Below are 17,647 nucleotides of genomic sequence, written 5' to 3' on the forward strand. Positions count from 1 at the left end.
CTGATAATCTTGTCCAGCTTCAATCTATATTCACAAGATACAACACAAAGTCTTGCTTTCAAGAAAAACAGACCTGTAAAAACTAATCCATATTTTTACAGACCTGATTTATCATATCAACTTCTTCAGCAATTCAGATTGTTGCAGGAAGCAAATTCGGGTGATGCTCTAGCACAACACGAGCTTGGTATCCGATTATTACTTGGAGAAGGAATGGCGGCTGACACCGCTCTGGCAGTGAAATGGATTAAATTAGCTGCTGATCAAAATCTTAGCGCAGCAGCATATAATTATGGAATATTACTGATGAATGGTTGGGGTGTTGACTGGAATCCATTTGAAGCTTTCAGATACTTTAGAATTGCTGCTTCTAAAGGAATGCCGCAAGCGCAATATGTGACAGGAATACTTTTCACTGATAATCTTATTGTGCCCCGCAGTTGGGAAAAAGCATTTTATTTCATCAATCTTGCAAAAGAAAATGGCTATGCTGTTGAACAGGAGATTCTGGATGAATTAGCTTCAAAAGTCCGTCCTGGTTTTATTGACTCAGTTAAAACAGGTAAAGCTTTAGCTGAGGAAAAAATATCAAAAGATGATGTTACCTCTAAATCAGAATTAAATTCCTCAAGCCAAACTACCGTTGAAAAATCTTTGGGACTTAGTTTTATAAATTTTGATGCACTCGAAGATACAACTCAGCATGAAGTGAAAGATATAGAACTTATAAATGATCTCACAAGAACTGGTATTACGAATATTCTTGATACGCTAAGATTGAAAAATGCTAAATCAATAAATGAAATTATTGGTAATGATCAAATTAATATTTTATTGGAACTGTGCAATTATGGTTCGCCCGAAGCTCTTACTTTAGTCGGAAAATTGTTCGAAGAAGGCATTTACTTCAAGAAGGACATCATTACAGCAGCCGGATATTATCTAAGAGCAATCAGATATGAATCATTCCGGGCACCATTTCTTTTGTATCAGTTAACACAGAAGAATAATTTCAATAACATTTTACAAAAAGAAGTTTTGAATCAAAATGCTGATGCAATGTTTGTATGGTATGGTTTATCAAGATTTGGTTACAACAACGAATTAGTAATCAACGAAACTTTCAGAGTATTACAATCAGCAGCAGGTCTAAAACACATTCCTTCAATGGTCGAGCTTGGATTGAATTATTTCACAGGAGATTATTTACAAAAAAATGAATCAGCTGCTTTTCAGATTTGGAAAGAAGCTGAGCAACTTGGAAGTGTTGAAGCAACAATTAGGATTGTAGTAGGTGAAATATTAAAAGAGCAACAAAGTGATAACAGTAAGCGATTAGTCTCAGCTTTAATTAATTTTGCAGAGAAAGGTTCTGTTATTTCGCAGTCTGCTCTTGGTATTTGTTATTTGAAAGGAATTGGAACAAATAAAAATGAAGCTCTGGCTGTTAAATATTTTCGATTAGCTGCATTCCGCGGAAACCGATTTGCATATGAACAATTAAAAAATCTTTATGATGAAATCAGACCAACTTCAACTGAATTTATTGTGAACTAAATTTTTTTCTAAATAAAATTGATTGAATCGAAATTAAAAAACATTGGAACGAGCATTTTTGCTGTAATGACAAAACTTGCAAACGAGAAAAATGCTTTAAACCTTTCGCAGGGATTTCCTGATTTTGACATCTCGCCAATATTAATGGAGCTGGTAAATCACTTTATGAAAGATGGCAGAAATCAATATGCTCCAATGCCAGGTGTTCCTGAACTCAGAAAAATGATCTCATATAAAATTGATAAACTAAACAATTGTAAATATGATTTTGAAAGTGAGATTACAATCACTGCAGGAGCTACTCAAGCTCTGTACACAGCAATTTCAGTTTTAATAAATCCGGGTGATGAGGCAATTATCTTTGAACCAGCTTATGACAGTTACGCACCTTCTGTAATTGCAAATGGTGGGAAACCAGTTTTTATCTCATTACGACTTCCTGATTTTTCAATTCCGTGGGACGAAGTTATCACTTCAATCAATCCGAAGACAAAACTTATCATCATTAATTCACCACATAATCCAACAGGAGCAATAATCAATCAGGGTGATATCAAAGAATTAGAAAGAATTGTCAGGGATAAAAATATTTTTATAATCAGTGATGAAGTTTATGAACACATTGTATTCGATGGAAACAAACATATTTCAATATGTGAATCAGAAATTCTGAGAAACAAAAGTTTTGTGATTTCTTCCTTCGGAAAAACTTTTCACACCACAGGTTGGAAAATCGGTTATTGTGCTGCTCCAAAAATTTTAACAGAGGAATTCAGAAAACTTCATCAGTTTATCGTGTTCGCAGTCAACACACCAATTCAATATGCTTATGCTGAATTTCTGAAAGATGAGAAAAATTATCTCGATGTAAATTCATTCTATCAAAAGAAAAGAGATTTCTTTTTGGAATTGATTAAGGATTCCAAATTTAAACCTTTACATTCGAAAGGTACTTATTTCCAGCTATTAGATTATACTCAGATTTCAGATAAGGATGATTTTAATTTTTCACTTGAATTGATTGATAAAATCGGTGTTGCTGTTATTCCACTTTCACCATTTTACTCTCAAAAAAACAATAATAAACTTGTCAGAATTTGTTTCGCAAAAAAAGATGAGGTGCTTTATGAAGCATCTCAAAGAATGAAAAAGTTATGACTCAGAAAGAAGATAATTTCAGCGTAAATAAACGTGCTGCAATAATTTCAATGGCAGTCGGACTGTTAATGTTTACTGCAAAGATTTCTGCATACTTAATTACCGGTTCATCAGCAATTTTTTCAGATGCTGCAGAATCAGTAGTTCATATTTTCGCAACAGGAATGGCACTTTTCAGTATTATCTTCAGCAACAAACCGGCTGATCAATCACATTTTTATGGACACGGGAATGTAGAGTATTTTTCTGCTGGCATCGAGGGCTTTTTAATTATTGTTGCTGCAGTAGTAATTATATATGAAAGTGCAAAAGATTTGATTCTTGGTGTCGAACTTCAGAAAATGGATATTGGTCTTTATGTTATTACAGCTGCTGGAATTATTAATCTTTTGTTGGGTTTGTTTTTAATCCGTACTGGAAAGAAAACTGGTTCTCTGACTCTTGTTGCGGATGGTAAACATGTTTTAACTGATTCTTATACTAGCATTGGAGTAATGGTTGGAATTATTCTGGTACTATTCACAGGAATAAAAGAAATCGATCCGATATTTGCTATTATAGTTGCGACGAACATTCTTTTCACAGGCTATAAGCTTATTCGTCAATCCATTGGTGGACTGATGAATGAAACTGATGAAGAGATATTAAAAAAGATTTCTGACTTATTGCTTTCTATCAGAAAAGACTATTGGATTGACCTTCATCAATTAAGATTCTGGACTTCCGGCGAAAGAGTCTTTATTGATTTTCATTTGATTGTTCCATTTTACTTTACAGTTAAACAATCACACGATGAGGAAGATTTTATTAAGTCCGAATTGCAAAAAATATTTCCGAATGTTGATTTGAAAATTCATTTTGATTATTGCTGGGATGATCTTTGCAAACTCTGTTCGTTTGAGGAATGTCCACATCGCAAAGAAATATTTTCAGAAAAGTTTTTGTGGAATAAAGAGAAACTGATTGGTGGTACAATCATTCCGAAAGCCGGATAGTATTTTCTGCAGCCGGCTCTTTAACTTTCGTTAGAATGAATAAACCTATCAGAAAGAAAAATCCAACCGAGAAAATTGCGATTCTCTGACTTTCAGTTAAATAACTAACCAACCCAAAAACAAGAGGTCCGAGCACGGCAGAGCTTTTACCAAAAAAAGAATAAAACCCAAAAAACTCTGTCTTCTTTTCCGGTGGAGTTAGTTTTGACATAAGACTTCTGCTTGTGGATTGGCTTGAACCCATTGCAGAACCGGCAAGCAAACCTACAATATAAAATCCTGTTTTATCACGAATAACAATTGCAAGTAATATTGTCAGTAGCCAAAGTAGCAATGTTATAATGATAGTTTTCTTTTGTCCAATCGAATCAGCAACAATTCCAAGAATAACAGAACCAAGAATAGCCGTGGTTTGTACAGTAATAAAAAAAATCAGTAGTTCAGTTTCAGTGAAACCTAAAGTTGTGCTTGCATAATTACCTGAGAAATAAATTACTGTGTTTACTCCTTCGATGTAGAAGAAAAATGCAAGCAGAAATGTTGCAAGGTTTTTATAATGCTTCAGGTGTTTAACTGTATCGAGAACTCTTCCAACACCAATTTTTATATATGATTCGTGAACCTGAATATTTTTTCTGCTATCTCGTAAGAATAAAAATAAAGGTACTGAGAAAATGAGAAAGAAAATTGCTGATACTACAAATGTCTCTCTGACTTTTTCTGCAGTAATGAAAGGATAAACTATTGCAAGTGTTGCGAGCGAACCCAAATAACCCATTGCAAAACCATAGCCACTTACTCTACCGTAATTTTTTGGTTCTGTAATTTCTGGAAGGAATGCATCGTAAAAAACAAGACCTGCTTCGAAACCAATATTTGCAATCACAAAAAGAAAAATTCCCCAGAAAATTGTTCCTTCTTTAACAAAGTAAAGTGAAGCTGTTGCAAGAATGCATAAAGCTGTAAAGAATAATAAAAATCTTTTCTTGCCTGCCGAATAATCAGCAATAGCGCCGAGAATCGGAGAAATGATAGCGGTAATAACCATCGCAATGCTTGTAGCGAAAGACCAGTATAAATCACCAATCGGCTCACCTGATGCAACAGTTTTTTTGAAGTACACTGCATAAAGGAAAGTAACAACGATGATAGAAAAAGATGTGTTTGCAAAATCAAAAAGGGTCCAGACAAATATTTTACCCTTTTTACTCATTCACTTTTCTTCGGAGTTTTTTTAGTAATTGTTTCATCCAAAAGTCCCCTACCGGCTTTCTTCAATTCACCAGATTTTTTCAAATCATTCAGAATAGCATCAAGAACTCCGTTAATAAATTTAGCGCTGCCAGCAGTACTGAATTTTTTTGAAATTTCGATTACCTCATTAATTGAAACTTTGGGCGGAATGTCCTCAAAATAAAGAAGCTCACAAATTCCCATTCGTATTAAAATTTTGTCGATGAGTGCAATTCTATCCATTTCCCAATTACTTACTTTTTCTTTAATCATTTCATCAAATTTGTTTCTGTTGGGAAGAACTTTGTAAATCAAAGAAAGTCCAAATTGCTTATCACTATCTTCTTCAGTATCTGCGAACACTTCATCAATTTGTGATTGCAGATTATCATTATTCATTTCATAAGCGTAAAGAACCTGTAAAACTTTTTCTCTGATAATTCTTCTCTTGAATACTTTTGTCATAATTACTCTCCAGATTAAATTGCAAAGAACCAAAACACGGTTAATGCCAATGATTCTCTTATTTTATTATAAAGTTCCGATAAAAAATTTAACTGCAGCTCAGATGCAATTGTTTTAATATTAAGATGATGAAATTTACTGATTTCTTTAATCCTGACAAGATGAAATGAATCAGAAACTACTATTAAATTTCTCTTTGATTCTTCAATCAATTTATTTTTAATAAATTGTATCTGCTCAGTCGTGGAAGTTGTATTATTCTCAGTAATTACTTTTTGAAAAGAAATATTTTTTGATTTGAGATATTTCAGCGCAACTTCTGCTTCACTCAGTTCACCGGGAGCATTACTACCAGTAAGATACAATTTATCAACGTTAAAATTTTCTAATAAATCAATCGCTTTGTCAACCCTTGCAGCAAGAATCGGACTTGGTTTATTATCTGACCAAACAGCCGCTCCTAAAACCACAATAGTGTAAGAAGTTCTTTTATCAAGTGGCTGAAGTTTTACTCTTTCTTCACGTGAAATAATAAAGAAGAAGGAATAAACCAAAAATGCTATCATTACTAACAAAGAAAGAACAAGGGACTTAAAAAATATTTTGCTCTGATTTTTTCTTAATCCCAGAAGTAACACAAAAATTAAAGTAAAAATCATCAATTGATATATAGTATAACATAGTCCGGTAAATAATTTATTTCCAAACTGACCAAAAATATATATCGAATTAAAAGGCAAATTGATTTTGGTTGAAACATAGCCGAACACAAGGAAAAAATAAGATACAACCATTAGTGAGGATAAAACTTTGAGATTTAATTTAATCTTTGAATTAATCAATGCGAAAGTTAAGAGTAAGATAGCTATCAAATAGATAATAAGATTAAAAAGGTTTCCGGTGATTTCTAAATTGATATCAAGAATGGAAAGATTTTGATTCTGATACTTAAAAAAATAAAGTAACAAGAGTTGCAGAAACGCAGCAATCATCAATAAATACAGAACAGTTTTGTTTTCGTTAATGGCGGATTTCATCAAAGATAATTAAATAATTTCTTTACAAAGTTAAGCAAGCAGAAGTGATTTTTCGAATACTGAAATGTGGTATAAATCATTAAAGAAGTAATGAATAAAAAAGGCACCTTAAAGGTGCCTTAAATTTATTGAAGCTTGAACACTACAGGTATTGACACCTGAACTCTTACAGGTTTACCTCTTTGTTTTCCAGGTTTGAATTTAGTTTTCTTTACTGCATCAAGAGCTGCTTCATCGCAACCAGCGCCAATGCCTTTAATAATTTTTGCATCTCTTACATCACCGTTTTCATCAACAAAAGCAAGAACATATACTTTACCTTCAACTCCTGCTCTTTTGGCAATTTCAGGATAAACTATTTTGCTTTGAATTGCCTGAATTCCACCAATCGGCTCTGGCATCACCTCGGAAAATGGGAGAAAAGGTTCTTCCTCTTCAATAATTTTCCTGTTTAAGTCTACCGGTGGTTTCCCAATTTCCACTTCTTTTTGTTCATTCGTATCCTCAAAAATTATATCTTCAAAATTTTCATCAATAGTTGCTTCAACTGCAATAATAGGCTTTGGTGGAGGTGGAACTTTTTCAGTTTGTCTAGTTGGAGTTATATCAACAGCTGTAATAATAACAGGTTGATCAGTAATCAGTAATCTATTTAATTCAAATCTGGGGAAGAATTTAAAGGCAGTAATAATAATTATTAAAACGGCTATGTAACTTAATTCTAAAGATTTTTTATAGCGAGAGATCAAATCGGCTTTCTTTGATTTTACGAGTGCCATAACTCCTCCTCTAAATATTATTTTAGTTTGATTGGTTTTACTTTGAAAGGGATGTTTTGTTCCGAAAGGGTAATGAATAAAAAAGGCACCTTAAAGGTGCCTTAAATTTATTGAAGCTTGAACACTACAGGTATTGACACCTGAACTCTTACAGGTTTACCTCTTTGTTTTCCAGGTTTGAATTTAGTTTTCTTTACTGCATCAAGAGCTGCTTCATCGCAACCAGCGCCAATGCCTTTAATAATTTTTGCATCTCTTACATCACCGTTTTCATCAACAAAAGCAAGAACATATACTTTACCTTCAACTCCTGCTCTTTTGGCAATTTCAGGATAAACTATTTTGCTCTGAATTGCCTGGATTCCACCAATCGGTTCAGGCATTTCTTCTACAGCTACAAAGTACTGAGGTTCTTCCTCAACAATTTTTTTATCCTCCTTTGGAGGTGGAGGAGCTTCTACATTGGCATTAATGTCAATTTCGGTCTCTCCAATTTCAATATCTTCAAGCACTTCATCAGAAGGTGCCTCAATCGGGATAGGAGGTTTTGGCGGTGGTGGAGGTCTGTTCTCCTGTTTTGTCTGTTGAATATCTTCAACAGTAAAAAGCTCTTGTGGTCCTTCAATTTTAACTTCCTTTCCTCCAAAATCAGGAAAGAATTTGAAAGCCACAATCATAATAACTAAGGAGGCGATTAAACTGATCTCGAATACTCTTCTGTATTTAGCCATCAGATCAGCTTTTTTAGTTCTTTTTAGTGGCATTATGTTTTCTCCTCAAATCGTAAATTTTGGTTACTAACTTAATACTTGATTGATGTATTGTCAAATTACTTCTCGGGTATTTTTACTGTAATACAAATAAAAAGTTCCAGCTAAACTTTCAAAAAATTATTAATAAAAATATAAAACCTTCGGTACAGAAATTCTGCTAACAAACTTCCGGAGATTGCACCAACAAAATCTGCAACCCAATCCAGAACCTCTGCACTTCTTCCCGGCACAAATAGCTGATGAAGCTCATCGAGTAATCCATATCCGGCAGCAATAATAATAGTAATCAGTAAAATATTTTTTTTAAGTGATGGATATTTAGTTTGATATTTCAATGTAAGGTTTAGGAAAAAGCCCAATACAAAAAATGCCAGGAAATGATTAACCTTATCACCAATTTCAACAGATGGAAGCTGATCAGAAGGTAAACTTGTTAAGATGAAAATTGTTATCCAATGAATGATCAAAGGAAGATAAATAAAAACAAATACTCTGGGATTAGTTTTCAAATGACCTCTTTAGAAAATTTATTGTTGCAGGAATATTTTTCATTAAATCTGTTGCAATAATTCCTAATTCAGTTTTTTTATTTAATAAAATATCTGCAGTAAGTCCATGCAGGTAAACCGATAGTAAAGCGGCTTCTTTCAGATTTTTTGATTGTGAATAAAATCCGGCAATCATACCGGTTAGAACATCACCACTTCCGAATTTTGCAAGTCCATTATTTCCTGATGAATTGATAATTATATCACCAGTATAAATAAATGTTATTGTAGGAGCACCTTTCAATACTAAAATTGTTTTGTGATGCTTTGCAAATTCACTTCCTATTTCAAAAATATTTTTTTCTATTTCTTCAACAGGAAGATTTACCAGATTTGAAAATTCACCTAAATGCGGAGTTAAAATACATTTTCTTAAATCAGCTTTTGATAGAATATCCTTCAATGCGAATAAAGCATCAGCATCTATTACCGCTGCTTTAAAGTCTTTCTTCTTTATAAATTTTTGAACAAACTCGATGGTTTGCTCTTCCCTTCCAATGCCAGGACCAAAAGCAATAACATCAGCCCATTTAATTTTTGATTCCAGTGCCTTGTAATATTCAGGTGTAAGAAATTTGCAATCATCGTTTCCATAAGATTGAACTACTAACTCAGTTATTTTCTTGTGAATAAATTTTTTAACTGACTGAGGAATTGCTAAAACTGATGCTCCGGTTCCTGAGTAAAGCGCTGAACCAGCAGTTAATACTGCCGCGCCTGGATATTGAAACGAACCTGCAATTGTTAATACCTTTCCGGCAGAGTATTTATTAATTCTCTTTCCTCTTTTGGGTAAAAATTGATACGCATCTTCAGGTTCAAATAAAAATGTGTTGGTAAACTCACTATCAAAAAAATCACGACCAACACCGATTTCACATAAAATTATTTCTCCACAATTTTCATAACCTTTGCAAACGAACAATCCTTTCTTAAATTCACCAAGAGTGATTGTCAAATCAGATTTGAAGATTATATCACCATAGCCAGTGTCTGCATTCAATCCGGTAGGAACATCAATTGCAACTTTAATTGCATTAATTCTATTTAGTTCATTTACGATAAGAGAGATTGGTTCTTTCAATGTACCTGAAAAACCGCTGCCGAGAATTGCATCAATTATCAGTTCTCTGTCTTTAAATATTTTTAATTGTTTTGTACCGGAGAATTGAATTAACTCAAGATTAGCTCTTTTTTGAGAAAGATTCTGACAGATTTCAAAATTGACTCTGCAATCATCACTCATCGAATGCGGATCACCAAGATAAATTACTTTTACATCTAAACCATTATTTGATAAATGCCTTGCAACAGCAAATCCGTCTCCTCCGTTATTACCTTTGCCACACACTATTCCAACTAATTTAACTAAAGGAAACTTAGATAAAATTGTTTGGGAAATTCCGAGTGCGGCATTTTCCATTAGTACTATTCCGGGAGTTTGCAATTGATTAATTGCAAAAGAATCAAGAGCACGGATTTGTGAATTAGAGTATAATGGAATCATAATTACTGTTGGGAAATTTTGCAGCGCAAAGTTATTAAATCTCTTACAACTTTTATAGGTAAGAAATTATCAGATTCAGAAGTGAACCTGGTAAAACTCCCAACAAAACAACTAATATTGCTGAAATGAAAACTGCTAAAAGACCTGTGTTGCTTCTTTCAATTTCAATCTGCTCTGATGAATCATAGAAATACATAAGCACAACTAAACGCAGATAGAAATAAACACTTATAACACTCGAAAGAACACCAAGAATTGCTAACCAGGTTAACTTTGCTTCAATTGCTGCAATAAAGATGTAGTACTTTCCAAAGAATCCGGCAAATGGTGGAATGCCAGCAAGTGAAAACATAAATAATGAAAGTAATGCTGCAAGTAATGGTTGTCTTGTACCTAAACCACGATAAGAATTTAATTCAAGATTAGCTTCTTCTTTTCCTTCTATAATACTAACTATTCCAAAAGCACCAAGATTCATAAATGAATATGCTGCAAGATAAAATATAATTCCTGCGATGCCTTCAGTATTGGATGCAGCTAAACCAATTATTAAATATCCCGCGTGTGAGATTGATGAATAAGCAAGCATTCTTTTAATATTTGTCTGAGCAATTGCAACAATGCTACCAAAGAACATTGAGAGAACAGATATAACAGAAAGATACGGAGTAATTATTCGCATCGCACCGGAAGTAAACAAAACAAACAAGGAAACAATAATTGCACTGAACGCTGCAGCCTTTCCAGCGGTTGAGAATAATCCTGCAACTGTTGATGGAGCGCCTTGATAAACATCAGGTACCCACATATGGAATGGGAATGCAGCTATTTTAAATGAGAAACCAATCAAGAATAATAAAACTCCGGTTAGAAATAGAAGATTTCCGGAAAGCTCGGAAAATTTTGTGGTTATAACTTCAAAAGAAGTGCTTTGGGCTGTACCATAAATTAAAGCAATTCCGTAAACGATGAATCCTGTTGCAAATGCACCGAGTAAAAAATATTTAAGAGCTGACTCGGTCGCGGTTAATCTTTTTCTGTTAATTCCTGCAAGCACATAAAATGAAACCGACATTACTTCCAAACCAAGGAAAATCATAAATAAATCTTTGGCTCCAGCCATAAGCATCATACCAAGAACAGAAGTTTGCATCAGAATATAGTACTCACCAAAATAAGCATCATATTTTTTAATATAGTCAATTGAAAGGAAGCAGATTATTGCAGCACTGAATGTAAATATGAAATAGAAAATATTTACATAGCCACCGGTTGCAAGCATATTCTGCAAGACTACAGAACGGGCATCAAGTGTGAATAGAGAATAAAATCCGGATGCAAGAAATATTAAAATCGAAAACCAACTTAGTATGTTTTCACTTTTCTTCGAATACATTTCGATTGTAGTTGCGATAAGGATTCCGGCAGCTACAATCACAAGTGGAAGAGTATTATAGAATTCCTGAATATTGTTGTACATAAATCAAAAACTCAAATTACCTGTTGTTAATTAATTTCTCTGCAGTCTGTTCAGGATTAAAAACCTGATGAATTATTTTGGCTGAAGTTTTTTCAGATACCTTTAAGAATGTAGAGGGATAAATTCCTATCCACACAATGAAAATAAAAATAGGAATCATCACAAAAATTTCTCTTGCATTCATATCTTTTAATCCATTGAGTGAAGGGTTTTTAACTTCACCAAATACAACACGCTGATACATCCAAAGCAAATAAACCGCTGCGAATATTACACCGCTTGCAGCAAAAACTGTAAACCACCAACTATTCAATACTCCTGATTTGAAAGAACCTAAAAGAATTAAAAACTCACCAACGAATCCATTCAATCCTGGTAAGCCAATTGATGACAAAGATGCAAACATTAAAGAGAAAGCAAAGAATGGCACGAGTTTAGCAATTCCACCATAGTCAGCAATTTCACGTGTGTGGGTTCTTTCATAAATAACACCAACCAAAAGGAATAATGCTCCTGTTGAAAGTCCGTGATTAATCATTTGTATCACTGCACCCTGAACAGATTCCTGAGTCATCGCAAAAATTCCAAGAACTACAAATCCAAGGTGAGAAACTGAAGAATATGCAACAAGCTTCTTCATATCTGTTTGAACCATTGCAACCAAAGCACCATAAATTATCCCAATCACAGCCAAAATAGAAAAGTAAGGTGCAAAGTATAATGATGCATCGGGGAAAAGCGGAAGATTAAATCTGAGCAAACCGTAAGTTCCCATTTTAAGCAAAACTCCGGCAAGGATTACAGAGCCGGCAGTTGGTGCCTGAACATGAGCATCAGGTAACCAGGTGTGTAAGGGGAAAAGCGGAACTTTAATCGCAAAGCTTAAACCAAATGCGAGGAACATCCAAAGCTGAATATCTCTTGCGATTGTCGGTGCTACCTTATAAAGCTGTGTTATATCTGTAGTAAAATATCCGAGTGAACCTGAGGCATAAACAGCTAACCAAACAATTGCAACTAACATCAACAAACTTCCAAACATTGTGTAAAGGAAGAACTTTATTGCAGCATAAATTCTTTCTTTACCTCCCCAGATTCCGATTATAAAGTACATCGGAATGAGCATTGCCTCCCAGAATATGTAAAACAGGAATAAATCAAGCGATACAAAAACGCCAATCATTCCTGTTTCAAGTAAAAGCATGAAAAATGTAAATTCTTTTATTTTATGTTCAATACTTGACCAACTCGAAATCAATGTAAGTGGAGTAAGAAAAGTTGTTAATAACACAAGCAAAATTGATAATCCGTCAACTCCAACAAAGTAATAAACATTAAGTCCTTGTATCCATTCAAACTTATGAATGAATTGAAAGTCAGAGGATGAATGATCAAATCCAAAATAAACGAATAATGATATTATGAATGTTATAGCAGAAAAGAATAAACCTGTGTATCTGATTGCTGAAGCTTTCTCTTTATTAATAAATAATAAAGCGAAAGCACCAATTAAAGGAAGCAAAATCAGGTATGTAAGTAAAAGACTATTTTCCATAAATTAAAAACTTAATATTATCCATAATAAAGCTGCAGCTATTCCAAGCACCATAACTAATGCATAAAGCTGAGCTACTCCAGTTTGAACTTTTCTTATTATTGAAGAAAGTAAATCAACTAATTTTGCCACACCGTTTACAGTTCCATCAATAATTTTATTATCAGCGATTTTCCATAAAACATTTCTTGATACTGTTACTATCGGATTAACAATCACTGCATCATAAATTTCATCTACATAATATTTATTCCACAAAAGATTATATAATCCTTTGAATCGTGTAGCAGTTCTTGAAGCTATTTCTGGTTTCTTCAGATAAATATATCTTGCCAGTAAAATTGAAGCTGCAGCACCAATAACTGAAATCACCATCAGTAAAATTTCTTCAAAGTGTGAATGCAATCCGAAGTGCATCAGTTTTCTATCCGCATCTTTAAAGATTGGTGCTAACCAATTATGAAATTGATTTCCGTGTTCCCCACTGAATACTTCAGGTATTCCAATGAATCCTCCGATAACGGAAAGTATTGCTAGAATGATTAATGGAATTGTCATTACTTTGGGTGATTCGTGCGGATGTTTATCGTGACCAAATCTTTCCTTGCCTTCAAAAGTAAGAAAGTATAATCTGAACATATAGAATGCAGTCATCAATGCAGTGATAACACCAACTAACCATAGAATAAAACCTCCGTTTGCAAAAGAATACCAGAGAATTTCATCTTTACTGAAGAATCCGGAAAGTGGTGGAATACCGGAAATTGCTAAAGCAGCAATCAGAAATGTAATTGCTGTATGAGGCATATATTTTTTCAATCCACCATAACGCTGAATATCCTGCTCCTCGTGCATTGCGTGGATTACACTTCCTGCACCAAGAAAGAGAAGAGCTTTAAAGAAAGCGTGCGTCATCACATGAAATATTCCCGCACTGAATGCACCAACACCCATCGCGAGGAACATATATCCAAGCTGACTTATAGTTGAATAAGCTAAAACCTTTTTAATATCGTTTTGTACAATTCCGATTGTTGCAGCAAAGAATGCTGTCATCAATCCGATAATGGCGACAACAATCATAATTTGAGGTGCGGAGGCAAATAGAACAGAACATCGGGCAACCATGTAAACTCCGGCGGTAACCATTGTTGCAGCATGAATCAATGCTGAAACCGGAGTCGGACCAGCCATTGCATCAGGTAACCAAACATAAAGTGGAATCTGTGCAGACTTGCCGGTTGCACCAATGAAAAGGAATAATGTTATAAATCCATAAACAGAAGCTGAAACACTGAATGTACTTGCTTTGCTGAAAACATCATTAAAATTGAGAGAACCAAATGTTAGGAAGATTAAAAACATTCCAAGAAGAAAACCAAAGTCGCCAATTCTGTTTACAATAAATGCTTTTTTAGCTGCATCCGATGTTGTATTCTTTTCAAATTTTCTATCATACCAAAATCCAATCAAAAGATATGAACAAAGTCCAACACCTTCCCAACCAAGAAACAAAAGGACAAAATTATCAGCGAGAATAAGATTCATCATTGCAAAGATGAATAGATTGAGATATGCAAAGAATCTCCAGAAACCTTTATCACCATGCATATAACCAATCGAATAAACATGAATAACAAAACCAACACCGGTAACAATCAAAGCCATTACTAATGAAAGTTGATCAACCTGATAAGCGAAACTTACATCCAGTCCGCCAACATTAAGCCAGGTGAATAAGCTAACGATGATTTGTCTTTGTTCAACAGGTAGAGATAAAGTTTCGAAGAATGCGCCAAGTGCTATGAGAAACGAAATTCCGATTACACCGCTTCCGATTGTACCGATAACTTTTTCATTTTTAATACGACTTCCAAAAATTCCGTTGATAAGAAAACCGACTAATGGAAGAAGTACAGTTAAATAAATTAATTCACGCATAAAATCTGATTACCACTTGAGAATATTTATTTCGTCAATATTAACAGTAAGTTTATTTCTAAAGATTGCTATAATTATAGCAAGTCCAACTGCTGCTTCGGCTGCGGCTACAGTCATTACAAAAAATACAAACAACTGACCAACCGAACTTCCTAAAAATGATGCGAATGCAATCATTGTGAGATTAGCGGAGTTTAACATTAATTCTATACACATAAAAACTACAATAGCATTTCTTCGTGTAAGAACTCCCGCTACTCCCACAAGAAACATAAAAGCGCTGAGAACTAAGTAATATTCAATTGTTATTGTCATAGCTAATCAATTTTTTTCTTTGCTAATAATATTGCTCCAATTGTTGCAGCCAAAAGCAAGAAACCTGCTGCTTCAAAAGGCAAAACATAATTTCTGAAAAGTTCATTACCGATTGATTCGATTGTGCCTGCTTTTATACTTGCATCAAGATTTTTTTGCAAAATTTTTGATGGAGCAGAAAAGAATATGATATAGACAAGCTGAAGCAAAACGAATCCCGCAACAACAAATGCAAAAATCTTAACTTTAGGATTCGATTCCATAAACTTCTTTTCGTTATCAGGTCTTAATAGCATAATTACGAAAAGGAACAAAACCATAATTGCACCGGCATAAACAATAACTTGAGCTACTGCAATAAACTGAGCATTTAAAGTAAGATACAAACCAGCCAACGATGCCATATTTAATATCAAATAAAGAGCAGCAATAACAGGATTATTTCTCGTAATCATCATCACTGCGGCAACTGCTGCAACAAAACCGAAAATAAAAAATAAAATTACTTCTAGCGTCATATTGTGTTAAGGTGTATTTCTGTAAATTAATCTTGGGAATGGAATTGCTTCTCTTAAATGTTCAAGACCACAAATCCAGCTTACAGTTCTTTCTAATCCAAGTCCAAATCCTGAATGTGGAACAGAACCAAATCTTCTCAAGTCAAGGTACCATTCGAAAGCTGATTGAGGAAGATTATGTTCAGCAATTCTTTTAAGTAATGTATCAAGATCATCTTCTCTTTGTGAGCCACCGATTATTTCTCCATACCCCTCAGGAGCCAGAACATCAACAGCAAGAGCAAATCTTTCATCCTGTGGGTCGCGTTTCATATAGAATGCTTTAACTTCTGCAGGATAGTGATGAACCATAACAGGTCTGTCAAATTGTTCGGAGATAATTGTTTCATCTCCACCACCGAAATCATTTCCCCACTGAAAATCAACTCCGTGTTTCTTGAGAATCTCTACAGCTTCATTATAATGAATTCGCGGGAATGGTCTCTTTACATTCTGAAGTTTAGTTGTATCTCTTTCAAGTATTTTTAATTCTTCATCTTTTTCCTTAAGAACTGTTTGGACAATATACTCAAGAAATTCTTCGGCTAAATCCATATCATCATTCAAATCTGCGAACGCAACTTCCGGTTCAACCATCCAGAACTCTGTTAAATGTCTTCTGGTTTTTGATTTCTCAGCTCTGAAAGTAGGGCCAAATGTATAAACTTTTCCCAAAGCCATTGCACCAGCTTCTGCATAAAGCTGTCCGGATTGAGTTAAATAAGCACTTCCTAAATCAAAATATTTTGTTTCGAAAAGAGTTGATGTACCTTCCACAGCATTTGGAGTTAGAATAGGCGCATCCATTAAAGTAAAACCTTTTCCATCAAAAAAATCACGAATTGCTTTTACCACACGATGTCTTACTCTCATTATAGCCACCTGACGCTTTGAACGAAGCCAGAGATGTCTGTTATCGAGCAGGAATTCAATTCCGTGTTCTTTTGGAGTGATTGGATAGTCGTGAGTTTCATGGATAATCTTTAAATCAGAAGCATCGAGCTCATATCCACCAGGAGCTTTAGGTTCTTGCTTGACTTTGCCCGTAACAATAATCGAAGATTCTTGTCCGATACGATCAGCTATATCAAATATTTCATCACTTACATTACCTTTGAAATACACACATTGAACATACCCTGTTCCATCACGTAAAACTAAAAATTTAATTTTACCACTTGATCTTTTATGATAAAGCCATCCGTATAAAGTTACTTCTTGTCCAACAAAATTCTTTAAGTCACTGATTGTAATTTGCTGCATTTACCAACTATAATTTCTTCAAAAATGATTGCCAAATATATGCAGGCACTAAAAAATATCAAAAGTTTGCGGTTAATCATTGTATTCAAAACACAATGAAGTTACTTAAAAAATATTGCAAGCCAGATTGTCAATTGATTCGGGTCAGTCCATTCAACCCGATGTTTTGTGAAAGCGGGAATAAATAGATAATCTCCCTTGTGAAGAGTAACAATTGATTTATCTTCAAACCTGATCATAGCTTTGCCTTCAAGGACAATCACCCATTCATTCTCCGGTTGATTATACCAGAAATTTTCCGGACTAGATTGACCTTGAGAGATGATCCTTTCTATTCTTATTGAATCAGATTTAAAAACAGTTTCAATAATTTCATCCGATAATTTATCCGGAATGTTTGAGAAGAAATTTTTTAAGTTCATAAATTTTTATAAATGTTTTGTGAAAAATAATAAAAAAGGCTGCCCTTGTGGGCAGCCTAAGT

The 17,647-nt window shown here is 34.1% G+C and carries 17 protein-coding genes; 3 read left to right on the forward strand and 14 right to left on the reverse strand.

Features of this window, described 5'->3' with window-relative positions:
- Positions 1-9 precede the first annotated feature (9 nt).
- Genes Q0X14_RS04045 through Q0X14_RS04055 form a run of 3 tightly spaced genes read left to right on the forward strand, consistent with a single transcriptional unit; the run spans position 10 to position 3,710 of the window.
- Positions 10-1,557 (forward strand): tetratricopeptide repeat protein, encoded by a 1,548-nt coding sequence (locus tag Q0X14_RS04045; RefSeq protein WP_297842763.1) that lies wholly within the window; start codon positions 10-12, stop codon positions 1,555-1,557.
- Between the two features lie 18 nt (positions 1,558-1,575).
- Positions 1,576-2,715: a methionine aminotransferase gene (locus Q0X14_RS04050; RefSeq protein WP_297842766.1), complete on the forward strand. Its 1,140-nt coding sequence runs from the start codon at positions 1,576-1,578 to the stop codon at positions 2,713-2,715.
- Positions 2,712-3,710, forward strand: a complete 999-nt coding sequence (locus tag Q0X14_RS04055; RefSeq protein WP_297842769.1) for a cation diffusion facilitator family transporter — start codon at positions 2,712-2,714, stop codon at positions 3,708-3,710. Before Q0X14_RS04050 ends, Q0X14_RS04055 begins: the two co-directional genes overlap by 4 nt.
- Here Q0X14_RS04055 and Q0X14_RS04060 read toward each other — a convergent pair.
- From Q0X14_RS04060 to Q0X14_RS04125, 14 genes are all read right to left on the reverse strand, one after another.
- Positions 3,691-4,923: an MFS transporter gene (locus Q0X14_RS04060; RefSeq protein ID WP_297842772.1), complete on the reverse strand. Its 1,233-nt coding sequence runs from the start codon at positions 4,921-4,923 to the stop codon at positions 3,691-3,693. The genes Q0X14_RS04055 and Q0X14_RS04060 overlap by 20 nt on opposite strands.
- A complete protein-coding gene (gene nusB / locus Q0X14_RS04065; protein ID WP_297842774.1) occupies positions 4,920-5,408 on the reverse strand; it encodes a transcription antitermination factor NusB in 489 nt (162 codons plus the stop codon). The genes Q0X14_RS04060 and nusB overlap by 4 nt, the downstream gene beginning before the upstream one ends.
- 14 nt (positions 5,409-5,422) lie before the next feature.
- Positions 5,423-6,445, reverse strand: coding sequence for a YdcF family protein (locus Q0X14_RS04070; protein WP_297842777.1), 1,023 nt, complete (start codon positions 6,443-6,445; stop codon positions 5,423-5,425).
- A 125-nt stretch (positions 6,446-6,570) separates the two neighbouring features.
- Positions 6,571-7,224: an energy transducer TonB gene (locus tag Q0X14_RS04075; protein WP_297842780.1), complete on the reverse strand. Its 654-nt coding sequence runs from the start codon at positions 7,222-7,224 to the stop codon at positions 6,571-6,573.
- A 107-nt stretch (positions 7,225-7,331) separates the two neighbouring features.
- Positions 7,332-7,988: an energy transducer TonB gene (locus tag Q0X14_RS04080; RefSeq protein ID WP_297842783.1), complete on the reverse strand. Its 657-nt coding sequence runs from the start codon at positions 7,986-7,988 to the stop codon at positions 7,332-7,334.
- 110 nt (positions 7,989-8,098) lie between these two features.
- Complete coding sequence (locus Q0X14_RS04085; protein ID WP_297842786.1) at positions 8,099-8,506, reverse strand: VanZ family protein; 408 nt, start codon at positions 8,504-8,506, stop codon at positions 8,099-8,101.
- Entirely contained in the window at positions 8,496-10,052 is a 1,557-nt protein-coding gene (locus Q0X14_RS04090; protein WP_297842788.1) for an NAD(P)H-hydrate dehydratase, read from the reverse strand. Before Q0X14_RS04090 ends, Q0X14_RS04085 begins: the two co-directional genes overlap by 11 nt.
- Before the next feature lie 52 nt (positions 10,053-10,104).
- Positions 10,105-11,532: an NADH-quinone oxidoreductase subunit N gene (locus Q0X14_RS04095; RefSeq protein ID WP_297842791.1), complete on the reverse strand. Its 1,428-nt coding sequence runs from the start codon at positions 11,530-11,532 to the stop codon at positions 10,105-10,107.
- Between the two features lie 16 nt (positions 11,533-11,548).
- On the reverse strand, positions 11,549-13,087 hold the full coding sequence (locus tag Q0X14_RS04100) for an NADH-quinone oxidoreductase subunit M (protein WP_297842794.1): 1,539 nt from the start codon (positions 13,085-13,087) through the stop codon (positions 11,549-11,551).
- Positions 13,088-13,090: 3 nt separating this feature from the next.
- A complete protein-coding gene (nuoL, locus tag Q0X14_RS04105; protein WP_297842796.1) occupies positions 13,091-15,028 on the reverse strand; it encodes an NADH-quinone oxidoreductase subunit L in 1,938 nt (645 codons plus the stop codon).
- Between the two features lie 9 nt (positions 15,029-15,037).
- Positions 15,038-15,343 (reverse strand): NADH-quinone oxidoreductase subunit NuoK, encoded by a 306-nt coding sequence (gene nuoK, locus Q0X14_RS04110; protein WP_014560725.1) that lies wholly within the window; start codon positions 15,341-15,343, stop codon positions 15,038-15,040.
- A gap of 2 nt (positions 15,344-15,345) precedes the next feature.
- The gene (locus Q0X14_RS04115; protein WP_297842801.1) at positions 15,346-15,861 is read right to left on the reverse strand and encodes an NADH-quinone oxidoreductase subunit J; all 516 of its coding nucleotides are present in this window, start codon (positions 15,859-15,861) and stop codon (positions 15,346-15,348) included.
- A 6-nt stretch (positions 15,862-15,867) separates the two neighbouring features.
- A complete protein-coding gene (gene asnS, locus Q0X14_RS04120; protein ID WP_297842805.1) occupies positions 15,868-17,163 on the reverse strand; it encodes an asparagine--tRNA ligase in 1,296 nt (431 codons plus the stop codon).
- 101 nt (positions 17,164-17,264) lie between these two features.
- Positions 17,265-17,585, reverse strand: a complete 321-nt coding sequence (locus Q0X14_RS04125; RefSeq protein WP_297842810.1) for a cupin domain-containing protein — start codon at positions 17,583-17,585, stop codon at positions 17,265-17,267.
- Between the last annotated feature and the right edge of the window lie 62 nt (positions 17,586-17,647).

Source organism: Ignavibacterium sp. (assembly GCF_025998815.1).
Lineage (GTDB): Bacteria > Bacteroidota > Ignavibacteria > Ignavibacteriales > Ignavibacteriaceae > Ignavibacterium.